The 23,679-nt window shown below is 65.7% G+C and carries 19 protein-coding genes; 16 read left to right on the forward strand and 3 right to left on the reverse strand.

The window, feature by feature from the left end; all coding sequences use genetic code 11:
• Nucleotides 1-325 precede the first annotated feature (325 nt).
• Nucleotides 326-1,117, forward strand: coding sequence for an SDR family NAD(P)-dependent oxidoreductase (locus HDG33_RS21120; protein WP_184032904.1), 792 nt, complete (start codon nucleotides 326-328; stop codon nucleotides 1,115-1,117).
• Nucleotides 1,118-1,243: 126 nt separating this feature from the next.
• Here the strand turns inward: HDG33_RS21120 and HDG33_RS21125 are convergent, their stop codons facing one another.
• Nucleotides 1,244-2,239, reverse strand: a complete 996-nt coding sequence (locus HDG33_RS21125; RefSeq protein ID WP_184032906.1) for an LLM class flavin-dependent oxidoreductase — start codon at nucleotides 2,237-2,239, stop codon at nucleotides 1,244-1,246.
• A 325-nt stretch (nucleotides 2,240-2,564) separates the two neighbouring features.
• Here HDG33_RS21125 and HDG33_RS21130 point away from each other — a divergent pair, with 325 nt between their 5' ends.
• From HDG33_RS21130 to HDG33_RS21200, 15 genes are all read left to right on the forward strand, one after another.
• Nucleotides 2,565-4,166: a rhodanese-related sulfurtransferase gene (locus HDG33_RS21130; RefSeq protein ID WP_184032908.1), complete on the forward strand. Its 1,602-nt coding sequence runs from the start codon at nucleotides 2,565-2,567 to the stop codon at nucleotides 4,164-4,166.
• A 531-nt stretch (nucleotides 4,167-4,697) separates the two neighbouring features.
• Complete coding sequence (gene bamE / locus HDG33_RS21135; RefSeq protein WP_090803993.1) at nucleotides 4,698-5,249, forward strand: outer membrane protein assembly factor BamE; 552 nt, start codon at nucleotides 4,698-4,700, stop codon at nucleotides 5,247-5,249.
• A 59-nt stretch (nucleotides 5,250-5,308) separates the two neighbouring features.
• On the forward strand, nucleotides 5,309-6,262 hold the full coding sequence (locus tag HDG33_RS21140) for a patatin-like phospholipase family protein (protein ID WP_184032918.1): 954 nt from the start codon (nucleotides 5,309-5,311) through the stop codon (nucleotides 6,260-6,262).
• A gap of 355 nt (nucleotides 6,263-6,617) precedes the next feature.
• On the forward strand, nucleotides 6,618-7,307 hold the full coding sequence (locus HDG33_RS21145) for an ABC transporter permease (RefSeq protein ID WP_184032980.1): 690 nt from the start codon (nucleotides 6,618-6,620) through the stop codon (nucleotides 7,305-7,307).
• Nucleotides 7,308-7,312: 5 nt separating this feature from the next.
• Complete coding sequence (locus tag HDG33_RS21150; protein ID WP_184032920.1) at nucleotides 7,313-8,026, forward strand: ABC transporter permease; 714 nt, start codon at nucleotides 7,313-7,315, stop codon at nucleotides 8,024-8,026.
• 91 nt (nucleotides 8,027-8,117) lie between these two features.
• Nucleotides 8,118-8,909 (forward strand): ABC transporter ATP-binding protein, encoded by a 792-nt coding sequence (locus tag HDG33_RS21155; protein WP_184032922.1) that lies wholly within the window; start codon nucleotides 8,118-8,120, stop codon nucleotides 8,907-8,909.
• A gap of 28 nt (nucleotides 8,910-8,937) precedes the next feature.
• Nucleotides 8,938-9,981: a GlxA family transcriptional regulator gene (locus HDG33_RS21160; protein ID WP_184032924.1), complete on the forward strand. Its 1,044-nt coding sequence runs from the start codon at nucleotides 8,938-8,940 to the stop codon at nucleotides 9,979-9,981.
• Nucleotides 9,982-10,138: 157 nt separating this feature from the next.
• Nucleotides 10,139-11,374, forward strand: coding sequence for an aspartate aminotransferase family protein (locus HDG33_RS21165; RefSeq protein WP_184032926.1), 1,236 nt, complete (start codon nucleotides 10,139-10,141; stop codon nucleotides 11,372-11,374).
• Between the two features lie 67 nt (nucleotides 11,375-11,441).
• On the forward strand, nucleotides 11,442-12,494 hold the full coding sequence (gene aruF, locus HDG33_RS21170; protein WP_184032928.1) for an arginine/ornithine succinyltransferase subunit alpha: 1,053 nt from the start codon (nucleotides 11,442-11,444) through the stop codon (nucleotides 12,492-12,494).
• On the forward strand, nucleotides 12,491-13,528 hold the full coding sequence (gene astA, locus HDG33_RS21175) for an arginine N-succinyltransferase (protein WP_184032930.1): 1,038 nt from the start codon (nucleotides 12,491-12,493) through the stop codon (nucleotides 13,526-13,528). The genes aruF and astA overlap by 4 nt, the downstream gene beginning before the upstream one ends.
• 2 nt (nucleotides 13,529-13,530) lie before the next feature.
• A complete protein-coding gene (gene astD / locus HDG33_RS21180) occupies nucleotides 13,531-14,994 on the forward strand; it encodes a succinylglutamate-semialdehyde dehydrogenase (RefSeq protein WP_184032932.1) in 1,464 nt (487 codons plus the stop codon).
• Nucleotides 14,995-15,006: 12 nt separating this feature from the next.
• Nucleotides 15,007-16,347: an N-succinylarginine dihydrolase gene (astB, locus tag HDG33_RS21185; protein ID WP_184032982.1), complete on the forward strand. Its 1,341-nt coding sequence runs from the start codon at nucleotides 15,007-15,009 to the stop codon at nucleotides 16,345-16,347.
• Nucleotides 16,331-17,389 (forward strand): succinylglutamate desuccinylase, encoded by a 1,059-nt coding sequence (gene astE / locus HDG33_RS21190; protein ID WP_184032934.1) that lies wholly within the window; start codon nucleotides 16,331-16,333, stop codon nucleotides 17,387-17,389. Before astB ends, astE begins: the two co-directional genes overlap by 17 nt.
• Nucleotides 17,390-17,535: 146 nt before the next feature.
• Nucleotides 17,536-18,330: an ABC transporter substrate-binding protein gene (locus tag HDG33_RS21195; protein ID WP_184032937.1), complete on the forward strand. Its 795-nt coding sequence runs from the start codon at nucleotides 17,536-17,538 to the stop codon at nucleotides 18,328-18,330.
• A gap of 250 nt (nucleotides 18,331-18,580) precedes the next feature.
• Nucleotides 18,581-19,957 (forward strand): EAL and HDOD domain-containing protein, encoded by a 1,377-nt coding sequence (locus tag HDG33_RS21200; RefSeq protein WP_184032939.1) that lies wholly within the window; start codon nucleotides 18,581-18,583, stop codon nucleotides 19,955-19,957.
• 100 nt (nucleotides 19,958-20,057) lie between these two features.
• Here the strand turns inward: HDG33_RS21200 and HDG33_RS21205 are convergent, their stop codons facing one another.
• A complete protein-coding gene (locus tag HDG33_RS21205; protein WP_184032941.1) occupies nucleotides 20,058-21,515 on the reverse strand; it encodes an HDOD domain-containing protein in 1,458 nt (485 codons plus the stop codon).
• A 95-nt stretch (nucleotides 21,516-21,610) separates the two neighbouring features.
• Complete coding sequence (locus tag HDG33_RS21210; RefSeq protein WP_184032943.1) at nucleotides 21,611-23,425, reverse strand: bifunctional diguanylate cyclase/phosphodiesterase; 1,815 nt, start codon at nucleotides 23,423-23,425, stop codon at nucleotides 21,611-21,613.
• Nucleotides 23,426-23,679 lie beyond the last annotated feature (254 nt).

Here is a 23,679-nt window from a genome sequence, read left to right on the forward strand (position 1 = left end):
TTCGCTATCCGCCCGCCACTCATGTGCGTGACTCACATATACGCTTTGCTGCTCCTGGCCATTTCCGTCAGATCATCTACTCTTTTTCCTGTTCGAAAGCGAGGCTCTACGCCCGATCCTGACTTAATCGGTGTTGCCGCGCGCCGTGGACACGCAGATGTGTCTAGGCATGAACAACAGCAACGAATCGCAGGCGTTCTTGACCGAACCGCCTCACTGGTCGATGGTGGCGCATCGATTACACGTACGTGAACCTCCTGGCGGCATCCGACGTTCAAGACCCGATGTCGCCATTTTTAATTCATCCATTGAAAGGAAATCACCCATGGACCTGAACCTGACAGGCAAGCTCGCACTGGTGAGCGGCAGCACAGCCGGCATCGGTCTCGCTATCGCCACCACGTTGGCGCAGGAGGGCGCTCGTGTGATCGTGAACGGCCGCTCCCAGTCATCTGTGGACGACGTAGTCGCGCAGCTGAAAGCGCAGACGGGCGGCGACGTGCAGGGATTTGCGGGCGATCTCAGTACCGCCGCTTCAGCAGAAGAGCTCGCGCGACGCTATCCGGACGTGGAAATTCTGGTCAACAACCTGGGCATCTTCGAGCCCAAGCCGTTTGAAGAGATTCCCGATGCGGACTGGCAGCGGTTCTTCGACGTCAATGTCTTGAGTGGGGTACGCCTCGCTCGCCTGTTTTTGCCTGCGATGAGGCAGGCCAACTGGGGGCGCATCATTTTCATTTCGAGCGAAAGCGCGGTGCAGATTCCAGCTGAAATGATCCACTACGGGATGACGAAAACCGCGCAGCTGGCGGTCTCGCGGGGGCTCGCCGAAGCCGTTGCCGGCACGGGCATTACAGTCAATAGCGTGCTGCCGGGGCCGACGAAATCGCGGGGAGTGGGTGAATTCGTGGAGACCCTTGCCAAGGCCGACGGCAAATCGTTTGAAGCGTTCGAAACAGAGTTCTTCGAGAAGGTCCGTCCCACCTCGCTCATCAAGCGATTTGGTTCGCCGCAGGAAATCGCGTCGCTCGTGGCCTATATCGCCAGTCCGCTTTCGTCGGCCACGACGGGAGCCGCGTTGCGGGCCGACGGGGGCGTTATAAAAAGCGCCTTCTAGACCCCGAGGGCATCGGGCCGGCTTCTCACACGACCGGCCCCAACTCAGTGCAAAGACAAGGGCGGCTTGCCATGAGCCGCCCTTTTTTCGTGCGTCGCCGCGTCCGCCGATCGGTTCGCGAACCGCTTATCTGGCCGCCATCATTTCATCGCGCACCTCGGCGCCGATCTCGAACGAGCGCAGCCGCGCGGCGTGATCGTAAATCTGCGCGGTCAGCATCAACTCGTTCGCGCCGGTCTGCCCGATGATCGATTGCAGACCTTCGCGGATTGCGTCGCGATCGCCGAGCACCGTGCAGGCGAGCGCACGCGCGACGTTGTTCAACTCCATCTCCGACGCGTCGAGCCGCTCGACCGGCGGCTGCAATTGTCCCGGCGTGCCGCGCCGCAGATTGATGAACTGCTGCTGCAGCGACGTGAACAGCCGTGCGGCTTCGTCGTTCGTGTCGGCGGCGAACAGGTTGACGCCGACCATCGCATAGGGCTTCGCCAGCGTCGCGGACGGCCGGAACTGCGTGCGATACACCTGCAACGCGGTCATCATGTAATCGGGCGCGAAGTGCGACGCGAACGCGAACGGCAGCCCGAGCGCCGCGGCCAGTTGCGCGCTGTACAGCGACGAACCGAGCAGCCACAGCGGCACGTTCAGGCCCGCGCCCGGCACCGCGCGAATGCGCTGGCCCGCGACCGGCTCGGCGAAATACCGTTGCAATTCGACGACGTCGTCGGGGAAGGTTTCGGCGCTCGCCTGGAGATCGCGGCGCAGCGCGCGAGCGGTGGTCTGATCGGTGCCGGGCGCGCGGCCGAGGCCGAGATCGATCCGCCCCGGATACAGCGACGCGAGCGTGCCGAACTGCTCGGCGATCACGAGCGGCGCATGGTTCGGCAGCATGATGCCGCCGGAGCCGACGCGAATCGTCTTCGTGCCGCCGGCCACGTAGCCGATCACGACCGAGGTCGCCGCGCTCGCGATACCGGTCATGTTGTGATGCTCGGCGAGCCAGTAACGCTTGTAGTTCAGCTTTTCCGCGTGCTGCGCGAGTGACAGTGTGTTCCTGAACGCGTCAGCCGGCGTAGCACCCGCGGTGACCGGCGAAAGATCGAGAACCGAGAAGGGGATCATTGTCTGTTGATTGCGATGGGCGGCGCTTTCGCGCGATGGGGCATTGTGGCAAAGCGGCGCCTTTTCTGCTGGCGGCGCGGCGATGCCCCTGTCGACGGAAGGGTCGGCAGGACCGATGAGGCGCGCTGAGGCGCGACCCATGGCGCGGAAATTGCGCATGCGTAGCGTGTTCGTGCGGCGGTGCTTCGCATTCGCAGTGCGCCCGAATCAGCAATCCAGCGAGTGACCGTGCGCCGATCGGAATTCGAGTGTACGGTTAAGTATCGGTGCGGTGACGCGACCCGTTGCCGGACATCCGGAATGTAGCGAAGGAGTTCCCGATCCCATGAATGTCGTCAAAGAGTTTCGTACCCGGTCATTCCAAGACGTGTGCCATGCATTGCTCGACCGCGAGGAGATCGCGCTCGTCGACGTGCGTGAGGAAGATTCGCACGCGCGCAGTCATCCGTTGTTCGCCGCCAATCTGCCGCTGTCGCGGCTCGAACTCGACGCGCCGCTGCGGCTGCCGCGCCCGGCCGTGCCGATCGTCGTGTTCGATGCCGGCGAAGGCCTCGCGAGGCGTGCGGCCGAGCGCTTCGCCGAACTCGGCTATACCAACGTCGCCTTGCTGGAAGGCGGCCTGCAAGGCTGGCGCGAAGCGGGCGGCGAGTTGTTCAAGGATGTCAACGTGCCGAGCAAGGCGTTCGGCGAACTGGTCGAAAGCGTGCGTCATACGCCGTCGCTGTCCGCGCAGCAGGTGCAGGCGCTGCTCGATCGCGAGGCCGATGTCGTGGTGCTCGACGCGCGCCGCTTCGACGAGTTTCAGATCATGAACATCCCCGGCAGCATCAGCGTGCCGGGCGCGGAGCTGGTGCTGCGCGCGCGGCAGCTCGCGCCGGATCCGGCCACGCGCATCATCGTCAATTGCGCGGGGCGCACGCGCAGCATCATCGGCGCGCAGTCGCTGATCAACGCGGGCGTGCCGAATCCGGTGGCCGCGCTGCGCAACGGCACGATGGGCTGGACGCTCGCCGGTCAACCGCTCGCGCACGGCAGCGCGCGGCGTGTCGAAGGCGCGGTCGACGACGCCTCCCGTCTCGCCGCGGCAGACGGCGCGCGCGCGCTTGCCGACCGGGCGCGCGTGCGCCGCACGTCGCGCGACGAAGCGCGCCGCTGGGCCGACGAAGCGATGCGTACCGTCTATCGCTTCGACGTGCGCAACCCCGAGGAATACGAGGCGGGCCACGTGCCCGGTTTTCGCAGCGCGCCGGGCGGCCAGCTCGTGCAGGAAACCGACCTGTTCGTGACGGTGCGCGGCGCACGCGTGATCCTCGCGGACAGCGACGGTGTGCGCGCGAACATGACCGCATCGTGGCTCGCGCAGATGAACGTAGAGGTGTACGTGGTCGATGGCCTGACGGCGGCCGATTTCGCCGAGAAGGGTATGGCGCCGTTGGCGCGCAACGCGGTCACGCCGCCCGACGTCGACGACATCGCGCCGGCCGAGCTCGCCGCGCTGCTGCAGTCGACGGGAACCGTCGTGCTCGACTTCACGAGTAGCACGCACTATCTGAGGCGGCATATTCCGGGCGCGTGGTTCGTGATCCGCAGTCAGCTCGCCGGCGCGCTGCGCACACTGCCCGACGCGAAGCGCTATGTGCTCACGTGCGGCAGCGACGTGCTCGCGCGCTTCGTTGCGCCGGAGCTCGCCGCGGCGACCGGGCGGCCGGTGCAGGTGCTGCGCGGCGGCACGATCGCGTGGATCGACGCGGGCTTGCCCGTGGAGTCGGGCGGCACGCGGATGGCGTCGCCGCGGATCGATCATTATCAGCGGCCGTATGAGGGCACCGAGAACGCGCGTGAAGCGATGAGCGCGTATCTGGAGTGGGAGCATGGGCTCGTCGCGCAACTCGCGCGCGACGGCACGCACGGCTTTCGTGTGATTTGATGGGCCGGCGATCCGGGGGCCGGCCATCCGGCACCCCTCTTGCGCCGCGCGAATCTTCTGCCGATTCGGTGTAAACGCGCTCTCGTCGAAACCCTCCGATGCGTTTAGATTAGCGGCATCTGGAAGGCTTTTCGAGGGACCAGGGCGGCCATAAACGGCAGCGGTTTGTCATTCGGCGATGGCGCAAGGTGAGTAGCCAAGGTTGCTCATCGCTTCGTTTGGAGCAGACCGCTGCGCGTCGTCCGCGGTGCCTCGCGCAAGGCGGCTAATGAGCCGCCGTCACTTCCGGTTGATCCTATCGACCGACATGGCGACGCTGTACACAGCGTCGCCTTTTTGCTTCTGGCGTGCCCATCTCGACGGACCTCAGCCGATTCATTAGTGCTGCGCGCAACACGTTGCGTGCGTACCCGCACCCGTCGCGCCCGCCTTGCTCGCGGTTTTCTCCGTGCGCGGTTATCCTTGTAGTACACACTACAGACCGGCCAGGCGCCGCGACGACAGATCCCACACATCCGGACAGGAACCGAAGTGAGCCTCAAACCGCTGGGCGTCACGCTACTGATAGCGTGCTTTGCGCTGACCGGCTGCGACCAACAGCAGAGCGATCAAGCCGTGCAAAAACTCAAGGACTTTTTCAACGCCGTCAAACCGGACGCGTTGCTGCTCAAGAACATGACGCCGGGCGTCACGACCGAAGCGCAAATCCTCGCGCAGATGGGCAAGCCCGAGACCACGCGCACCTTCACCGACGGCTCGAAGCGCTTCGAATATCCGCGCGGCCCGCAAGGCCTGAACACCTATATGGTCGACATCGATCGCGACGGCAAGCTGCAGGCCATCACGCAGGTGCTGACCGCGGACAACTTCGCGCAGGTTCGCTCGGGCATGACCGAGGACGAGGTGCGGCGCTTGCTTGGCAAGCCTGGACAGGTGGCGGTGTTTCCGCTGAAGCCGGAAACCGTGTGGAGCTGGAAATGGCGCGAGGGCGGCGTGACCGAAGAAGGCATCTTCAACGTTCACTTCGACCGGAACCAGAGGGTGTACACCACGTCACGCTCGGACGTGATCCGCGGGCGATAGGCGGGGGCAATGTCGAATAGAAGACGGCCGGATAAGCGGGCCGAAAAAGCGGGGTAGGCATGATACGTCGACGTCGATACAGCCGGATCGGGCTGGTGTTGGGGGGCGGCGCCGCGCGCGGCTGGGCGCATATCGGCGCGATTCGCGCGCTGCAAGACGCGGGCATCAGGCCCGACGTCGTGTGCGGCACGTCGATCGGCGCGCTGGTCGGCGCGGTCTATGCGAACGGCGATCTCGACTGGCTCGAGGAGTGGGTGTCGCGTCTCACGTGGCAGACCGTGGTGCGGCTGCTCGATCTGCGCATCTCGGGCGGTCTGCTTGGCGGGCGCAAGGTGATCCAGCTATTCGCCGACAAATTCGCTGGCTGCTCGATCGCGCAATTGCACGTGCCGTTCGCGGCGGTCGCGACCGAACTCGACACGGGCCGCGAAATCTGGCTGCAGGACGGCAGCACGATCGACTCGGTGCGCGCGTCGATTGCGATTCCGGGCATCTTCACGCCGGTATGGCACAACGGCGTGTGGCTCGTCGACGGCGGGCTCAGCAATCCGGTGCCGGTGTCGGTCGCGCGTGGCATGCGCGCGGACTGCGTGATCGCGATCGATCTGAACAACGACATCCTGAACGGCCGCGACTTCGGCGGCGCGTTCATCGAAACGCCCGCTCTCGATCCCACCGCGCCGCCGCCCGTCGCGCTGCGCCGCAACGGCAAGCCGTGGCCGCGCTGGCTCGCGCCAGCCGAGGCGAGCGCCACCGACGACGTGCGCGTGCCGCCGAAGCCAAGCGCGCAGGTGCCGTCGATGCTGAGCTCGATCGCGCAAAGCATCGACATCATGCAGGTGCGCATCACGCGCAGCCGGCTCGCTGGCGAACCGGCCGATATCCTGATCCAGCCGCGTCTCGGCGGCATGGGCATCTTCGATTTTCATCGCGCGGCGCCAGCCATCGAGGAAGGGCGCGAGGCGGTCGAGCAGATGCTGCCGGCGATTCGCGCGCGGCTCGGGCTCGACTGAGCGCGAGCTGTCAGGCGTTGGAGCCGGCGTGGACGCGCTGATGCAACAGCGCGACGCGTTCGGGCGGTGCCACCGCCGTCGGCGCGGCCTATCGAAAAAGCGACCCGAAACTTGCGAAATCGCCGCACGGCCAGGCGCGCGCCGCGCGTGCGACAAGGCGATAACCCCTGTGAAACCAAGCGCTACGAGCGTTCCCTCGTGCGTCGAAGTGCCATGTTGCGTCGCAGCAAGCCACCCGCCCGGTATTTGAGAAATTGATTTCAGCTTGCGAGACTCCGCGCCATGCCGGAGCAGCGAGCAGCCCATGAAGCCGCCGCCATCCGCGCCAATTCTACGAACCTGGATGGAGACACGCGTGTTCCTATACGGCTTTGGTCCCGTGCTGCTCGCCGGCACGCTCCAGACGATCGAGCTGTCCGTTCTGTCGCTGGCGGCCGCTGTGTTGCTCGGCCTCGCGGGCGCGGCGGCGAAACTCTCGTTCAACCGGCCCTTGCGGGTCATCGCGACCGGCTACACGACGCTGATCCGCTCGGTGCCCGACCTCGTGCTGATGCTGCTGCTGTTCTACAGCATCCAGATCTGGCTCAATGATCTGACCGACATCTTCAGCATCGAGCAGATCGACATCGATCCGTTCGTGGCCGGCGTGCTGACGCTCGGTTTCATCTACGGCGCGTATTTCACCGAGACTTTTCGCGGTGCCTTTCTCGCGGTGCCGCGCGGCCAGCTCGAAGCGGGCAGCGCGTACGGCATGAGCGGCGTGCGCGTGTTCACGCGCATCCTGTTCCCGCAGATGATGCGCTTCGCGCTGCCCGGCATCGGCAACAACTGGCAGGTGCTCGTGAAGGCCACCGCGCTCGTGTCGATCATCGGTCTCGCCGACGTCGTCAAGGCCGCGCAGGACGCGGGCAAGAGTACCTTCAACATGTTCTTCTTCATCCTCGTCGCCGCGCTGATCTATCTGGCGATCACCACCGTATCGAACCTCGTGCTGATCTGGCTGAACCGCCGCTATTCGATCGGCGTGCGACACGCGGAGCTCTGAGCGTCATGATCGACATCCTCAATCAATTCTGGAAGGCGTATCTGTTCTGGGACGGGCAACGCCTGTCGGGTCTCGCGGTCACGCTGTGGCTGCTGGTCGCGTCGATCGCGATCGGCTTCGTGTGCGCCGTGCCGCTCGCGGTTGCGCGCGTGTCGAAGAAGCGCTGGCTGTCGACGCCGGTACGTCTGTACACCTACGTATTTCGCGGCACGCCGCTTTACGTCCAGCTGCTGTTGATCTACACCGGCGTGTACAGTTTCGCGTTCGTGCGTTCGCACAGTCTGCTCGACGCGTTCTTTCGCAGCGGCTTTCACTGTGCGATCCTCGCGTTCGCCTTGAACACCTGCGCGTACACGACCGAGATTTTCGCGGGCGCGATCCGCTCGACCTCGCACGGCGAAGTCGAGGCGGCGCGTGCCTACGGCATGAGCGCGTTCACGATGTACCGGCGCATTGTGATACCGTCCGCGCTGCGCCGCGCGTTGCCGTTGTACAGTAACGAAGTGATCCTGATGCTGCACGCGACGACGGTCGCGTTCACGGCCACGGTGCCCGACATCCTGAAGGTCGCGCGCGACGCGAATTCGGCGACCTACCAGTCGTTCAACGCGTTCGGGCTCGCGGCGCTGATTTATCTCGTGGTGTCGTTTGCGCTGGTTGCGCTGTTCCGGCGCGCCGAGCGTCGCTGGCTCGCGCATCTTGCAGTGCGCACGCACTGAGCACGCGTTGACGACATAGCATCGGGCGCCTCGAGCTTCGGCAGGGCGGCGTCCGCACCAGACCGATCCGTATTCTCACTGGGAGAGCATCTTGCTCCATACCACTCAAACCGAAGCTTGCAAGCTCGCCGTACAGGACATCCACAAGCGCTACGGCGACAACGAAGTGCTCAAGGGCGTGTCGCTCAACGCGAACAAGGGCGACGTGATCAGCATCATCGGCGCGAGCGGCTCGGGCAAGAGCACTTTCCTGCGTTGCATCAATTTTCTCGAGCGGCCGAACGCCGGGCAGATCATCGTCGACGGCGAAGCGGTCAAGACGAAAACCGATCGCGCCGGCAATCTCGAAGTCGCCGATCACAAGCAGCTGCAGCGCATCCGCACGAAGCTCGCGATGGTGTTCCAGCACTTCAACCTGTGGGCGCACATGAACGTGCTCGAGAACGTGATCGAAGCGCCGATTCATGTGCTCGGTCTGAAGCGCAAGGAAGCCGAGGACCGCGCGCGCGAGTATCTGGAGAAGGTCGGGCTCGCGCCGCGTCTCGAGAAGCAGTATCCGTCGCATCTGTCAGGCGGCCAGCAGCAGCGTGTCGCGATCGCGCGCGCGCTCGCGATGGACCCGGATGTGATGCTGTTCGACGAGCCGACCTCCGCGCTCGACCCCGAACTTGTCGGCGAAGTGCTGAAGGTGATGCAGAAGCTCGCCGACGAAGGCCGCACGATGATCGTCGTCACGCACGAAATGGGCTTCGCGCGCAACGTGTCGAACCATGTGATGTTCCTGCACCAGGGCCGCACCGAGGAAGAGGGCAATCCCGCCGAGGTGCTGAGCGCGCCGCGCAGCGAGCGCCTGAAGCAGTTCCTGTCCGGCAGCCTGAAGTAACGCGCGGCTCGCTTTTCACGGACACCCGATGGCCCGCACGTCCACCCCGGCTCGCACGACCCAGGTCGCGATCGTGGCACTGCCGCCCGTGTCGATGTCGGGCGTCGGGCCGATCGTCGACGCGCTCAGTCTCGCCAATGAAATCGACGGCCGCGCGCTGTATCGCGTGCAGGTATGTTCGTGGGACGGCCGCGCGGTGCCGCTCGCGGGCGGCGCGCAATGGCCGGCCGATGCCGCGTTCGGCGACGCGATCGCGTGTGACTGGCTGATCATCGTCAGCGAGCGGTTCCAGCAGTTCGCCGACTACCGTCTGTTTCTCGCGAGCCTCGCGCGCGTCGGTCAGCGCACGCCGCTCGTCACCGGTATCCACCACGGCGTGTGGTGGCTCGCGATGGCGGGGCAACTGTCCGGCTATCGCGTCAGCGTGAACTGGGAAACCTATCAGCAGTTCTCTGAACAGTTCGAACGCTCGATCGTCACGCAGCAGATCTTCGAAATCGATCGCGATCGCGCGACCTGCGCGGGCGGCCAGGCGACCGTCGACTTCATGCTCGCGATGATCGGCCGCGAGCACGGGCCCGAACTCGCGGAGCGCATCGCCGATACGCTCGGCGTAGGCGTGCTGCGCGCGGGCGAGGAGCGTCAGCGCATTCCGTTCGTGACCGCGCCGGGCGAGCGTCACCCGCGCCTGAACGACGCGCTGCTGCTGATGGAAGCCAATATCGAGGACCCGCTGACCACCGATGAAATCGCCGGCCTCGTCGGCGTCTCGCGGCGGCAGCTCGAGCGCCTGTTTCGCCAGTATCTCGGCTCGATGCCGTCCAAATACTATCTGGGGCTGCGGCTGTCGAAGGCGCGCACGCAATTGCAGCGCACCAGCAAATCCGTCGTGCAGATCAGCCTCGCATGCGGGTTTTCGTCGGCGGCGCACTTTTCGAATGCGTATCGGGAGCGCTTCGGCGTCACGCCGCGCGAGGATCGCCGCAACTGGATCGACCGCCAGACCGGCGCGCACGGCGGCGCGAGCGAGCCGCGGCCGGCCGCGCTGATCGAGCGGCCCGAGCTCGATTGACGCAAGCCATCTGAAAGCGAAACCGCGGCAAGTTCAGCGCAAAGCTCGACAGCCGCGACGCGCGGAACCTCATAGAAAGCGTCGCGTATGCGCAAGACGTGCCGCGCGCGGTTTCCTACACTAGCTGTATTACCTGTCACCCGTAAAAGGAATTGCCATGAACGACCTGACTGTGACACGCCAGACCTTCGACGAAGTCATGGTGCCGGTGTTTGCCCCCGCCGCCTTCGTACCGGATCGCGGTCTCGGCTCGCGCGTGTGGGACACGCAAGGCCGCGACTATATCGACTTCGCCGGCGGCATCGCCGTCACCGCGCTCGGTCATGCGCATCCGGAGCTGCTGAAGGTATTGCATGAGCAGGGCAGCAAGCTGTGGCACATCGGCAATGGCTACACGAACGAGCCGGTGCTGCGCCTCGCGAAGCGCCTCGAAAGCCTCACGTTCGCCGACCGCGCGTTCTTTGCGAATTCGGGCGCCGAGGCGAACGAGGCCGCGCTGAAGCTCGCGCGCCGCGTCGCGTTCGACCGTCACGGCGCGCAGAAAGATGAAATCATTTCGTTCGCGCAGTCGTTCCACGGCCGCACGCTGTTTACCGTCAGCGTCGGTGGCCAGCCGAAGTACTCGGAAGGCTTCGGCCCGGTGCCGGCCGGCATCACGCATCTGCCGTACAACGACGTCGAAGCGGCGAAGAAGGCGATCGGCGCCCAGACCTGCGCGGTGATCGTCGAGCCGATCCAGGGCGAGGGCGGCGTGATCCCGGCCGATCCGGCGTTCCTGAAGGCGCTGCGCGAAGCGTGCGACCAGCACAACGCGCTGCTGATTTTCGATGAAGTGCAAACCGGCGTGGGCCGCAGCGGCTTCTTCTATGCGTACCAGGACACCGGCGTGACGCCGGACATCCTGACCACCGCGAAGGCGCTCGGCAACGGCTTCCCGATCGGCGCGATGCTGACCACCAAAGAGCTCGCCGCGCACTTCAAGGTCGGCGTGCACGGCACGACTTACGGCGGCAATCCGCTCGGCTCGGCGATCGCGGAAAAAGTGGTCGAACTCGTCAGCGACCCGAAGCTGCTCGAAGGCGTACGCTCGCGCAGCGAAGTGCTGAGGGGTCATCTCGCGAAACTGAACGAGCGCTTCGGGCTATTTACCGAAGTGCGTGGCAAGGGTCTCCTGATCGGCGCCGAACTGAACGACACGTTCCGGGGCCGCGCGAAGGACTTCGTCACCGCGGCCGGCCAGCACGGCGTGATCATGCTGATGGCGGGTCCGGACGTGCTGCGCTTCGTGCCGTCGCTGATCATGCCGCTCGACGACATGGCCGCAGGCTTCGCGCGTCTCGAGACGGCGTTCGGCGAACTCGTCGGCGCGAACGCGCAGGCGGCGTCGCATTGATGTTCAGGCAGTCCCGCACGCCCACGCTGATGCAGCGGATCATGCGTCACATTCAACAGGAACGATGATGCTCTTCGTACGTCCAGGCCGCCTTGCCGATCTCGATGCGCTCGAGCATATGGCGCGCACCGCGCAGCCGGTGCTGCATTCCCTGCCGCACGACCGGCGCGCGCTCGAAGCGCGGGTCGCGTTGTCGGAAGACTCGTTTCGCGCGGAGGTCGATTTTCCGGGCGAGGAGTTTTATCTGTTCGTGCTCGAAGACTCGGAGACCGGCAAGCTGATGGGCACCGCGAGCATCGTCGCGGCGGCCGGTTACGCGGACCCGTTCTACGTGTTTCGCAACGACGCGCTGATTCATGCGTCGCGCGAACTGCATGTGAATCGCAAGATTCACGCGCTGACGATGTCGCACGAGCTGACCGGCAAGAGCCGGCTCGCGGGCTACTACATCGACCCGTCGCTGCGCGGCGACGCGGCCGCGCAACTGATGTCGCGCGCGCGGATGATGTACATCGCCGCGAATCGCAAGCGCTTCACGCCCGAGGTGTTCTCGCTGCTGCTCGGCGTGACGGACGAAAACGGTGTATCGCCGTTCTGGGAAGCGGTGGGGCGCAAGTTTTTCAGCCGCGATTTCGCCGACATCGAAGTCGAATCGGGCGGCCGCAGCCGCACCTTCATCGCCGAAGTGATGCCGACCTATCCCGTGTATGTGCCGCTGTTGCCCGAAGCGGCGCAGCGCGTGCTCGGCGAGCCGGACGCGAACGCGCTGCTCGCCTATGAGATTCATCTCGAGGAAGGCTTCGAGACGGATCGCTACGTCGACATCTTCGACGCGGGTCCGGTACTGACCGCGCAGGTGGATCGCAGTGTCAGCGTGAAGCACAACGAAACGCGCGTCGTGCGCGAGGCAGCTGCGACGCACGGCGCAACGTACCTGATCGCGCACAACGGCGCCGCCGGCGAGTTCCGTTGCGTGCTCGGCGATCTCGCGCCCGGCAAGGAGTCGGGCGCCGGGTTGTCACAGGCGGCGCGCGCCGCGCTCGGCGTACGGGACGGCGATGCGGTGCGCTGCGTGCCGCTGCATCAGCCGCAGGATGAACAATCGGGAGACGCGCAATGATCGTCGTTCGCGTAGTACAACGAGGCGATGTGGATGCGCTGATGCGGCTCGCGCAGGAAACCGGGCCGGGCCTGACCACCTTCAAACCGGATCGCGATGCGCTCGCGGCGCGTGTCGAGCGCGCGCGCCGCACGATGGAAGATCAGGCCGCGCCGCACGAGGCCGGTTATTTCTTCGTGATGGAAGACACCGCGACCGGCGACGTGGCCGGCGTCTGCGGTATCGAAACGGCGGTGGGTCTGCAGCAGCCGTTCTACAACTATCGCGTGAGCACGGTCGTGCACGCGAGCCAGGATCTCGGCATCTGGACGCGCATGCACGCGCTGAACATCTCGCACGACCTCACCGGTTATGCGGAAGTGTGCTCGCTGTTCCTGAGCCCGCGTTATCGCACGAGCGGCGTCGGCGGCTTGCTGTCGCGCTCGCGCTTCATGTTTCTCGCGCAGTTTCGCGAGCGTTTTCCGCAGCGTCTGTGCGCGGAGTTGCGCGGCCATTTCGACGAGCAGGGCACGTCGCCGTTCTGGCGCGCGGTCGGCTCGCATTTTTACCAGATCGATTTCAACGCGGCCGACTATCTGAGCTCGCACGGCCGCAAGGCGTTTCTCGCCGAGCTGATGCCGCGCTATCCGGTGTACGTCGAACTGTTGCCGGAAGAGGCGCAGCGCTGCGTCGGCCTCACGCATAACGACACGATTCCCGCGCGCCGCATGCTCGAAGCCGAAGGGCTGCGCTATGAGAATCACGTCGATATTTTCGACGCGGGTCCGGTGCTCGAATGCCATATCGCCGATTTGCGCACGGTGCGCGAAAGCGTGCTGGTGGCGGTTGAAATTGGCGAGGCAGCGGAGCAAGCCGCGCAGGACGGGCCGAAGTCGATGGTATCGAATACGTCGCTCGGCGATTTTCGCGTTGGCGTCGTGGCGGGCGTGCCGCGCAACGGTGTGTGCCGCCTGAGCGCGGCCGAGGCCGACGCGCTTCGCGTGCAGGCGGGCGACCCGCTGCGGGTGCTGCCGTTGAAACACAAACAGGGATGATCATGAGCGAGCTTTTCATCGACGGCGAATGGGCCGCCGGCACAGGACCCGTATTCGCATCGCGCAATCCCGGCACGGGCGCGGTGGTGTGGCAAGGCAACAGCGCGTCGGCGGACGACGTCGATCGCGCGGTACGTAGCGCGCGCCGCGCGTTCGCCGCGTGGTCGGCGCTGGCGCTCGACGAGCGCTGCGCGGTGGTGCGCCGCTTCGCCGCGCTCGTGACAGAGCGCAAGGAAGCGCTCGCCGAAGCGATCGGCCGCGAGACCGGCAAGCCGCTGTGGGAAGCGCGCACCGAAGCGGCCTCGATGGCCGCGAAGGTCGAGATCTCGATTCAGTCCTACAACGAACGCACCGGCGAAAAGCGCTCGGCGATGGCCGACGGCACCGCGGTGCTGCGGCATCGTCCACATGGCGTGGTGGCGGTGTTCGGGCCGTACAACTTCCCGGGCCATCTGCCGAACGGGCATATCGTGCCCGCGCTGATCGCCGGTAATGCGGTCGTGTTCAAGCCGTCCGAACTTGCGCCCGGCGTCGCGGCGCTGACCGTGCAGATCTGGCGCGACGCGGGGCTGCCTGCCGGCGTGCTGAATCTCGTGCAGGGTGAGAAGGACACCGGCATCGCGCTCGCGAATCACCGGCAGATCGACGGACTGTTCTTCACCGGTAGTTCGGATACGGGAACATTGCTGCACAAACAGTTCGGCGGACGGCCGGAGATCGTGCTCGCGCTCGAAATGGGCGGCAACAATCCGCTCGTGATCGGCCCGGTCGCGGACCTCGACGCCGCCGTGCACCACACGATTCAATCGGCGTTTCTGTCGGCGGGGCAGCGCTGCACGTGCGCGCGCCGCATCTTCGTGCCCGACGATGCGTTCGGCGAGCGTTTCCTCGCGCGCCTGACGGAAGTGACCGCGCGCATCGGCGTCGGTGAATACAACGCGCAGCCGCAGCCGTTCATGGGCGCCGTGGTGTCGGCGCGCGCGGCCTCGCGTTTGATCGGCGCGCAGGAGCGTCTGCTCGCGAGCGGCGCGAAGGCTCTGCTGAAAATGGAGCAGCGCGACCCGCAACTCGGCTTCGTCACGCCCGCGATTCTCGACGTGACCGACGTAAAGGACCTGCCCGACGAGGAGCACTTCGGTCCGCTCGCGCAGATCATCCGCTACCGCAATTTCGACGACGCGCTCGAACGGGCGAACGATACGGAGTTCGGTCTCTCGGCGGGCCTGCTCGCCGACGACGAAGCGCTGTGGACGCATTTCCAGCGCACGATTCGCGCGGGCATCGTCAACTGGAACCGGCCGACCAATGGCGCCTCTTCAGGAGCGCCGTTCGGCGGGCCGGGCCGCTCCGGCAATCATCGGCCGAGTGCGTACTATGCGGCCGACTACTGCGCATACCCAATGGCCTCGGTCGAGAGCGCGCAACTGAACATGCCCGCGAGCGTCTCGCCGGGCCTTCAATTCTAAGGATCGACGATGCTGCAAGCCACTGAAGCCAATTTCGACGGCCTGGTCGGCCCGACTCACAACTACGCGGGCTTGTCGTTCGGCAACGTCGCGTCGCAGAACAACGAGAAGTCGGTCGCGAATCCGAAGGCCGCCGCGCGCCAGGGTCTGCGCAAGATGAAGCAGTTGGCGGACCTCGGCTTTCATCAGGGCGTGCTGCCGCCGCAGGAGCGTCCGTCGATGCGTCTGTTGCGCGAGCTCGGTTTTTCCGGCGACGATGCTTCGGTGATCGCGCGCGTCGCGAACAACGCGCCCGAACTGCTCGCGGCGGCGAGTTCGGCCTCGGCGATGTGGACCGCGAACGCGGCGACGGTGAGCCCGTCCGCGGATACGCACGACGGCCGCGTGCATTTCACGCCGGCCAATCTGTGCAGCAAGCTGCATCGCGCGATCGAACATGAGTCGACACGCCGCACGCTGCGCGCGATGTTCAGCGACACCGACCGTTTCGTCGTGCACGAGGCGCTGCCCGGCACGCCCGCGCTCGGCGACGAGGGCGCGGCGAATCACACGCGCTTTTGCGAGCAATACAAGGCGCGCGGTGTCGAATTCTTCGTGTATGGCCGCAGCGAGTATCGTCGCGGGCCGGAACCGAAGCGCTATCCGGCGCGCCAGACGTTCGAGGCGAGCCGCGCGGTCGCGCATCGTCATGGCTTGCAGGAAGCGGCGACCGTGTACGCGCAGCAGAACCCTGAAGTGATCGACGCGGGCGTGTTCCATAACGACGTGATCGCGGTCGGCAATCGCAACACGCTGTTCTGCCATCAGCTCGCGTTCGTCGAGCAGCAGGCGGTGTACGACGAGCTGCGCGCGAAGCTCGCGAGCCTGCACGCAGGGTTCAACGTAATCGAAGTGCCCGACGCCCAGGTCAGCGTCGCCGATGCGGTGACGTCGTATCTGTTCAACAGCCAGCTGCTGACTCGGCCCGATGGCAAGCAGGTGCTGGTCGTGCCGCAGGAGTGCCGCGAAAATCCGCGCGTGGCCGCGTATCTGGATGAGCTGACTTCGCACAGCGGTCCGATCGACGAAGTGCTCGTGTTCGATCTGCGCGAGAGCATGAAGAACGGTGGCGGCCCCGCATGTCTGCGGCTGCGCGTCGTACTCGACGACACCGAACGCGCGGCGGTCGCGCCGGGTGTGTGGCTCGACGACACGCTGTTCGGCCGTCTCGATGCGTGGATCGAAAAGCACTACCGCGATCGTCTCGCACCCGCCGATCTCACCGATCCGAAGCTGCTGGTCGAGTCGCGCACCGCGCTCGATGAGCTGACGCAAATCCTCGCTCTGGGCTCGCTGTATGACTTCCAGCGCTGAGCACGCGATGGCGGCCCCGAGCGCGATGCTCGACGATTTTCTCGCGTGGACGCTCGCGGGGTCCCGGCCTGCCGCGCAGCAAGCGCAAGGCACGGGTGCGAACGGCGTGCGCTGGACGTGGCAGGGCGACGGTGTCCTCGTCATCGAGCCCGCGGAGCAGCACGCGGACATCCGTAGCGTGCTCGTGTCGGCCGGCGTGCATGGCGACGAAACCGCGCCGATCGAACTGCTGTCGCGCATCGTCGCCGATATCGCGCAGGGCCGCGCCGTGCTTGCATGCCGGTTGCTCGTGATTCTCGGCAACATCGAGGCGATGCGCGACGGCGGCCGCTATCGCGACGACGATCTGAACCGGCTGTTCAGCGGCCGTCATCTGCAACTGCCGCACAGTCATGAGGCGCCGCGCGCGGCCGCGCTCGAACAGGCCGCGACGCGCTTTTTCGCCGACGCGTCCGCCGCGCCCGGCGCGCGCTGGCATATCGACATGCATACGGCGATCCGCGCGTCGGTGTTCGAGCGCTTCGCGCTGTTGCCGCATACCGGCAAGCCGTTTTCGCGCGCGATGTTCGAATGGCTCGGCGACGCGCGTATCAGCGCGGTGCTGCTGCACACGACGAGGGGCAACACCTATTCGCACTTCACCGCGCAAGCGTGTGGCGCTGCTGCGTGCACGCTCGAACTCGGCAAGGTGCGGCCGTTCGGCGAGAACGACCTGACACGCTTCGAGGGCGCGGATCTCGCGGTGCGCGCGCTGCTGGCCGGCACGCGAGCCGACGCGCAAGCCGCTCTGCCGCGTGTGTTCACCGTCGTCGATCAGCTGACCAAGCAAAGCGACGCATTCGAGCTGCTGCTCGCGCCGGACGTGCCGAACTTCACGCCGCTCATAAAGGGCAGCTTGCTGGCGCGCGACGGCGACTATCAATACACGGTGCAGCACGACGAAGAGCGCATCGTGTTTCCGAACCCGACGGTCAAGCCCGGCCTGCGCGCCGGTCTGCTCGTCGTCGACACCACCGCCGATACGCTGTCCAGGCTTGTCTAGACAGCTTCCATGTACAATCGCGGGCTTCGCGGCTGTCGCACCTACGGGTCACGCCGGCCGCGCGAGTCCGCAGCGCGGCGGGCGTAATCCGCCTGTGCGCGCAGAATCGGCTCGGTTTCAGTCCACACCGTAAAGGAACATCCGTAATGAAGAAGAATTGGCCCAACCTGGCCGCGCTCGCGCTGTCCGCGACGGCGCTGTTGACGGCAGGCACCGCGTCGGCGGCTGAGATCAAGGAAGTGCGCTTCGGCGTCGAGGCGTCGTATGCGCCGTTCGAATCGAAGTCGCCCGCTGGCGAGTTGCAGGGCTTCGACATCGACGTCGGCAATGCCGTGTGCGCGAAGCTGAAGGCCAAATGCGTGTGGGTCGAGAACTCGTTCGACGGCCTGATCCCGGCGCTCGAAGCGCGCAAGTTCAGCGCGATCAACTCGGACATGACGATCACCGACCAGCGTCGCCAGGCGATCGACTTCACCGATCCGATCTACACGATCCCGAACCAGATGATCGCGAAGAAGGGCAGCGCTCTGCAGCCGACGCCCGCATCGCTGAAGGGCAAGCACGTCGGCGTGCTGCAGGGCACGATCCAGGAAACCTATGCGAAGGCGCGCTGGACGCCGGCCGGGGTCGACGTCGTGCCCTATCAGACGCAGGACCAGATCTACGCGGACCTTGCATCGGGCCGTCTCGATGCGTCGTTCCAGGACGCCGAAGCGGCATCGAAGGGCTTTCTGAAGAAGCCGCAGGGCGCGGGCTTCGAGTTCGCCGGTCCGGCCGTCAGCGACGACAAGCTGCTCGGCGCGGGCGTCGGCTACGGCGTGCGCAAGAACGACAAGGCACTGAAGGATGCGCTGAACGGCGCGTTGAAGGAGCTGAAGGCGGATGGCACGATCGACCGCCTCGCCGCCAAATACTTCGACGTGAAAGTCGTGCTGAAGTAGCGATGCATCGGAGTGTGCAAAACGGCCGCTCGTTGCGGCCGTTTTGTTTTCTGCACGCGTGTCGCAAACGTTCAACAAATATTTCGAGATATTGCCTCGTAAGCCTGTTCGTGCCCAATGACGCTGCGATAAAATTGCGACGCACACTGCCGCGCGCGACGGAGCTTGCAACGTCACAGAAACGCGCCAACGTGTAGCGAAAAACAGAACATAGCGGCCAGGCGCCAGCGGCGCCGAGCGGGGGACTGGAATGACCACCATCGCAATCGAGACTCTGAGCCACAGCGGCACGACCGACGACACATCGCTCACCGCCAGCTACGCAAGGCAGCCCATTCTGAATCGGGACGGCATGCTGTGCGGCTATGAGATCAAGGTGCGTGCGCCCGAGCTGCCGCTCGCCGACGCGGACCTCACCGCCCCGCAAGCCAATACCGATCTCCCTCCCGAAACCGACGCGTTGCCGGGCCGCGCGCCCACGCCGGTGCAACGCGTCGCGCGCGCGATCGTGCGCGGGCTCGTGCAGGGCGACGTGCGCGGCGCGCTGACCGGCCATCCGGCCTACGTCGACGTGAGCCGCGAGCTGCTGCTCGACGACGCGATCCTGAGACTGCCCGCCGAGCGCTTCATGCTCGAGCTGCCTTCATCGCTCGAAGTCGACGACGCGTTGATCGTGCGTATCGTGTATCTGCATGGCCGCCGCTACCGCTTCGCGCTCGACGACGTCACGCAGCCCAACGAGACTTTCGCGAAGCTGCTGCCGTACGCCGAAGTCGTCAAGATCGACGTCACGCGCACACCGCGCGCGCTGCTGCCGAAGCTCGCGAGCGTGCTGAAATCGGCTGGCAAGCTGCTGCTCGCATCAGGTGTCGATGCGCAGGCCGACTTCGAAACGGTGCACGAGCTCGGCTTCGACCGCTTCCAGGGTTATTACTTCGCGCGCGCGCAAAGCTCGGCGACCCGCCGCGTCAGCGCGCCGCGCCACGCGCTGCTCAATCTGCTGCAACTGCTCGCGGGCGACCCGACGGTCGCGCAGCTCGAAGCCGAGCTGAAGCTGAACCCGGTGCTCGTCATGCATCTGATGAAGCTCGCGAATTCGAGCGGCCTCGCGGTCGGTCACAAGGTGACGACGCTGCGCGACGCGATCAACGCGACCGGCACCGACCGCATCGCGCGCTGGACGCAGCTGCTGCTCTACGCAGACGGCCGCAAGGTCGCGCTGGAGGACGATCCGCTGCTGCAACTCGCGGCCACGCGCGCGCGCTTCATGGAACTCGCGATCGAGCGCATGCCCGAGGCGGGCCGCGACGAAGCCGATGCGGCCTTCCTGACCGGTGTGTTTTCGTTCGTCGATGCGGTGTTCGGCGGCTCGCTCGAAAATACGCTGAACATCCTTACGCTGTCGCGACCGATCCAGGCCGCGATCCTGCATCGCGAGGGCAGGCTGGGTCTGCTGTTGAGCGCGGTCGAAGCGCTCGAAGGCGGCGCATGGGAGCGCGTCGCCACGCTATGCGAGCGTCTTGCTCCGTTGACCGTGGAAGAGGTGGCGCAGATGGGTCTCGCGGCCGGCGCATGGGCCGGCGTCGCGGATCGCAGCGCGGAAGGGCTCGAGCGGATCGAGGATTGAGTGGGGTGAAAGCCCCGCACGGTGCCCGGATAAAATCGTTTGCGGGCAAACACGGAAAGGATCGAAGTGAAGCGGCGTGATCAACGATCACGCCAGGTCTTCACATCGTCTCCATTTCCCGCATCTGCCCCTGGCCGAAAAAACGTCCTAACTCCCGTGCCAGTTCGTTGAGCACGCTCATCTCCTTCTGCGAGATGCGGCGCGCCTCCTGCGTATGCGACCAGTCGCCGTAGAGCAGCGCGACCGTCTGATCGGTTTCGTCGACGATCGGCAGCAGCACGAACGCGCGCGCGTCGTCGAACGAGCGCCGGAACCACTCGGGCAGCCGCGCGACCATCTTCGGATCGCGCGCATTCTCGATGAAGATGCCCACCGAGTTCGCGATCGCGAGATGAAATACGTCGGGTTCGAACGCGGTGCTGAACGAGAGCCGCGGCAGCGCCGCGTCGATCTTCGGCCCGAAGCCGAGACGCGCCTTGAACGTGCCGCTGCTGTGCTTGACGTACACCACGGTGCGCGAGAAGCCGAGCGCCGCGAGCACGGTCTCGGCGGCCATCGCGAGCGTCGGTGCGAGCGGGCTGCCCTCGGGCAGGCCGCGCAGATCCTTCACCCCGATCTCGATGCGCGCCTCCGGTGTGAGCGCCTCGCGCGCGATCGCATCGGCATTCGCGCGTAACTCGACGATCTCGCGCATCACGCTGTCGCCGCCATCCTCGCGTGCTAGCGCGACGCTCATCTGCAGCAGCACCTCGGGGTCGGTGTTCAGCGCGATGCTGTACTCGTGCGCAAGCTCGCCGATGCGTGCCTCGCGCTCCCCCTCGGGCATGTTCTGCTGGGTGAGCACGTCGGCGACCGCGGTCGAGTAATTGGTGATCGCGCGCAGCCACTGCACCTGGCGCGGTTGCGTCACATCCTCCGGATCGAACTCACCCATGCCCGAGCGGATCGTGTCAGGCAGGCGCCAGCGCACCGCGGCTTCGGCGCCGATTTCATCGAACGTCACGCCGAGCACGAGCACGCACGCATCGGTTTCGAGGGCGCCGCCGTCGATATGGCGGCGAATCTGGTCCCATTCGGCGTCGAGATAGAACACGACCAGCAGCTTGCCGATCTGCCGCATCAGCGTGCAGACCACCGCTTCCTCACCGGCGCGCAAGTCGCCGCGCTCGGTCAGCTTGCGCGCGACGCAGCCCGACAGCAGCGTGCGGTTCAGTTCGAGTTTCGCGTCGATGCGGCGCGGCGCGCTTTGATGAAAGTGATCGACGATTTTCAGACCGACGACCAGATGGCCGACCGCATCCATGCCGAGCACCATCAGCGCGCGCGACACGGTCGTGATGTTGCCGCCGAACGCCATGTACATCGCCGAGTTCGCGAGCCGCAGCACCTTCTGCGTGAGCGCGAAGTCCGACAGCACCACTTGCACGAGGCCGGTGAAGTCGAGGTCGTCGTTGGTCACTGCCGCCATGGTGGTACGCAGCGATTGCGACAGCATAGGGAAATCGCCGCGCTCGCTCATTCGCGTCCAGAGCCGGTCGAGCACTGCCGCCTTTACCATGTGAGTCCCGCAAAAGCCATACGTGTTCCAGTGAATGCCATGCCGGTCGTGAGCCGGCTTGTTGCGCTGCCTGGGCGTCGTGTCTGCATCGCCCGTTACGCGCCGTGCAACTGAAGCTCGCGCGATTCGAACCGCTGCGCGAGTTCCTCGGACGGCAGCGCCTTGCAAACGAGCCAGCCCTGAATGTGATCGCAGCCCATCTCGGTGAGCAGCTCGCGTTGCGCTTCCGTTTCGACGCCCTCGGCTACCAGTTCGAGGTCGAGCGTCTGCGCAAGGCCGACGACAGCGCTAACGATTGCCTGATCGTTTCGCGAGGTTAGCAGATTCTCGACGAAACTCCGGTCGATCTTCAGCTTCGCGAGCGGAAAACGCTGCAGGTACGCGAGGCTCGAATAGCCGGTGCCGAAGTCGTCGACGGCGAAGCGGATGCCCATCGCGGTCAGCTCTTCGAGCAAGCCTTTCGCGTGCGCCGGATCGTGCATCAGCAGACTTTCGGTGATCTCGAAGACGAGGCGGCGCGGATCGATGCCGGTCAGTTCGATCGCCTCGCGCACCGAGTCCTTGAAGCGCGGATCGCGAAACTGCTGCGGCGACACGTTGACGGCCACGTACTGCAGCGAGATGCCCTTCGCGTCCCACTGGATCAGTTGCATGCACGCGACCTTCAGCACCCAGTTGCCGAGAAAGTTGATGAGCCCGATCGACTCCGCGAGCGGAATGAACATCGACGGCGGCACGAGGCCATGCACTGGATGCGTCCAGCGAATCAACGCCTCGACACCGACCACGCCCCGCGTGCGGCTGCTCGTGATCGGCTGGAAGTGTAGCGAAAACTCGCCGTTGCGTACGCCGTCGTAGAGGTCGGCCTCGAGCTTGAGGCGCTCGGCGTCGGCCGGGTTGTCGTCGGGTACGTAGAACGCGAGCGTGTTGCCGCCCGCGGCCTTCGCCTGCAACAGCGCGTGGTCGGCCCAGCGCAGCAGGTGCGTGTCGTGGCCGCCGGTGTCGTTGGCGTGGCGCACGTCCGGGTACAGCGCGATGCCGATGCTGGCCGACAGGTGCACCTGCTGACCCTTGAACACGTACGGCTGCTGGATCGCGGTCAACAGACGCCGCGCCAGCGCTTCGGCGGCCGCCGCCGCGTCGGTGCGGCTCGCGGCAGGCTTCACGAGGATCGCGAACTCGTCGCTGGCGACGCGCGCGATCGTTTCGTTCGGGCTCGTCATGTTCAACAGGCGCCGCGACGTGTCGCGCAGCATCTCGTCGCCGGCGTCGTAGCCGAGTGCGCGATTCACGCGCTGATAGTCGTCGAGATCGAGCAGCAAGAGCGCGACCGGCGTGCCGTGCGCGTCGGCCTTCTGTTGCGCGTCGAGCAACGCGTGCAGCAAGCCCGACTGGTTCGGCAGGCTGGTCAGCCGGTCCAGATGCAGCGCCTGGGTCAGGCGCTCTTCGGTGGCGCGCCACGACGACACGTCGAAGCCGGCGATCGCGTAGCCGTCGACGCCGTCGTGGCTGCTGCGCACGACCCGCAGCTCGACCGTGATCGGGTAGGTCAGCGACTTGACGAGCCCGAGCGTCGCTTTCTCGACGTTGCCCGAGGCCGCCGCGAGCTTGAGCAGCGCGTCGAGGCGCGGCACGTCGGCGGGCGCGACCAGATCGTGCAGCGTCGCGGTTTTCAGGTATTCGCGGTGATAGCCGATGAAGCGCAGGCTCGCGTCGGACACGTAGATGAAGCGCAGCGCATCGTCGACGTGCGCGAGCAGATCGACCGCGCCGACCACCTGTTCCAGTGGGGGCGGGCGGTTCGCGCTGCTCGGCTGGTCGTCGTCCTCGCGCCGGCCGAACGCCCGCAGCCGGTCGATGACCGTGCGCAAGGAGCCCCGGCGGGGCGCGGTGATCGTGTTCGCTTCCATGTTTGTCGCTGGCAACCTCGGTTCGTCCGCGGGCGGGGCTGCTTGTCCGCCGGTCCGGGCGGCCAGGAGATAGCAGGCCGCCCCATCAGAACGAGATAACGACGCATGCGGGGAAATCTTTAGCGGCCCGTGGAGAAAAACATCTGGTAAGGAGAAGCCCGGCGCCGTCGCCGGGACGATTCGGTTAAAGTGACGTCGCCTCGCGGCCGTTAATACGGCGAATCCCCTTTATCTGGCGACGCTGATGACGTCGC

It is taken from the genome of Paraburkholderia sp. Cpub6, assembly GCF_014201065.1.
In the GTDB taxonomy this organism is placed as follows: Bacteria; Pseudomonadota; Gammaproteobacteria; order Burkholderiales; family Burkholderiaceae; genus Paraburkholderia; species Paraburkholderia tuberum.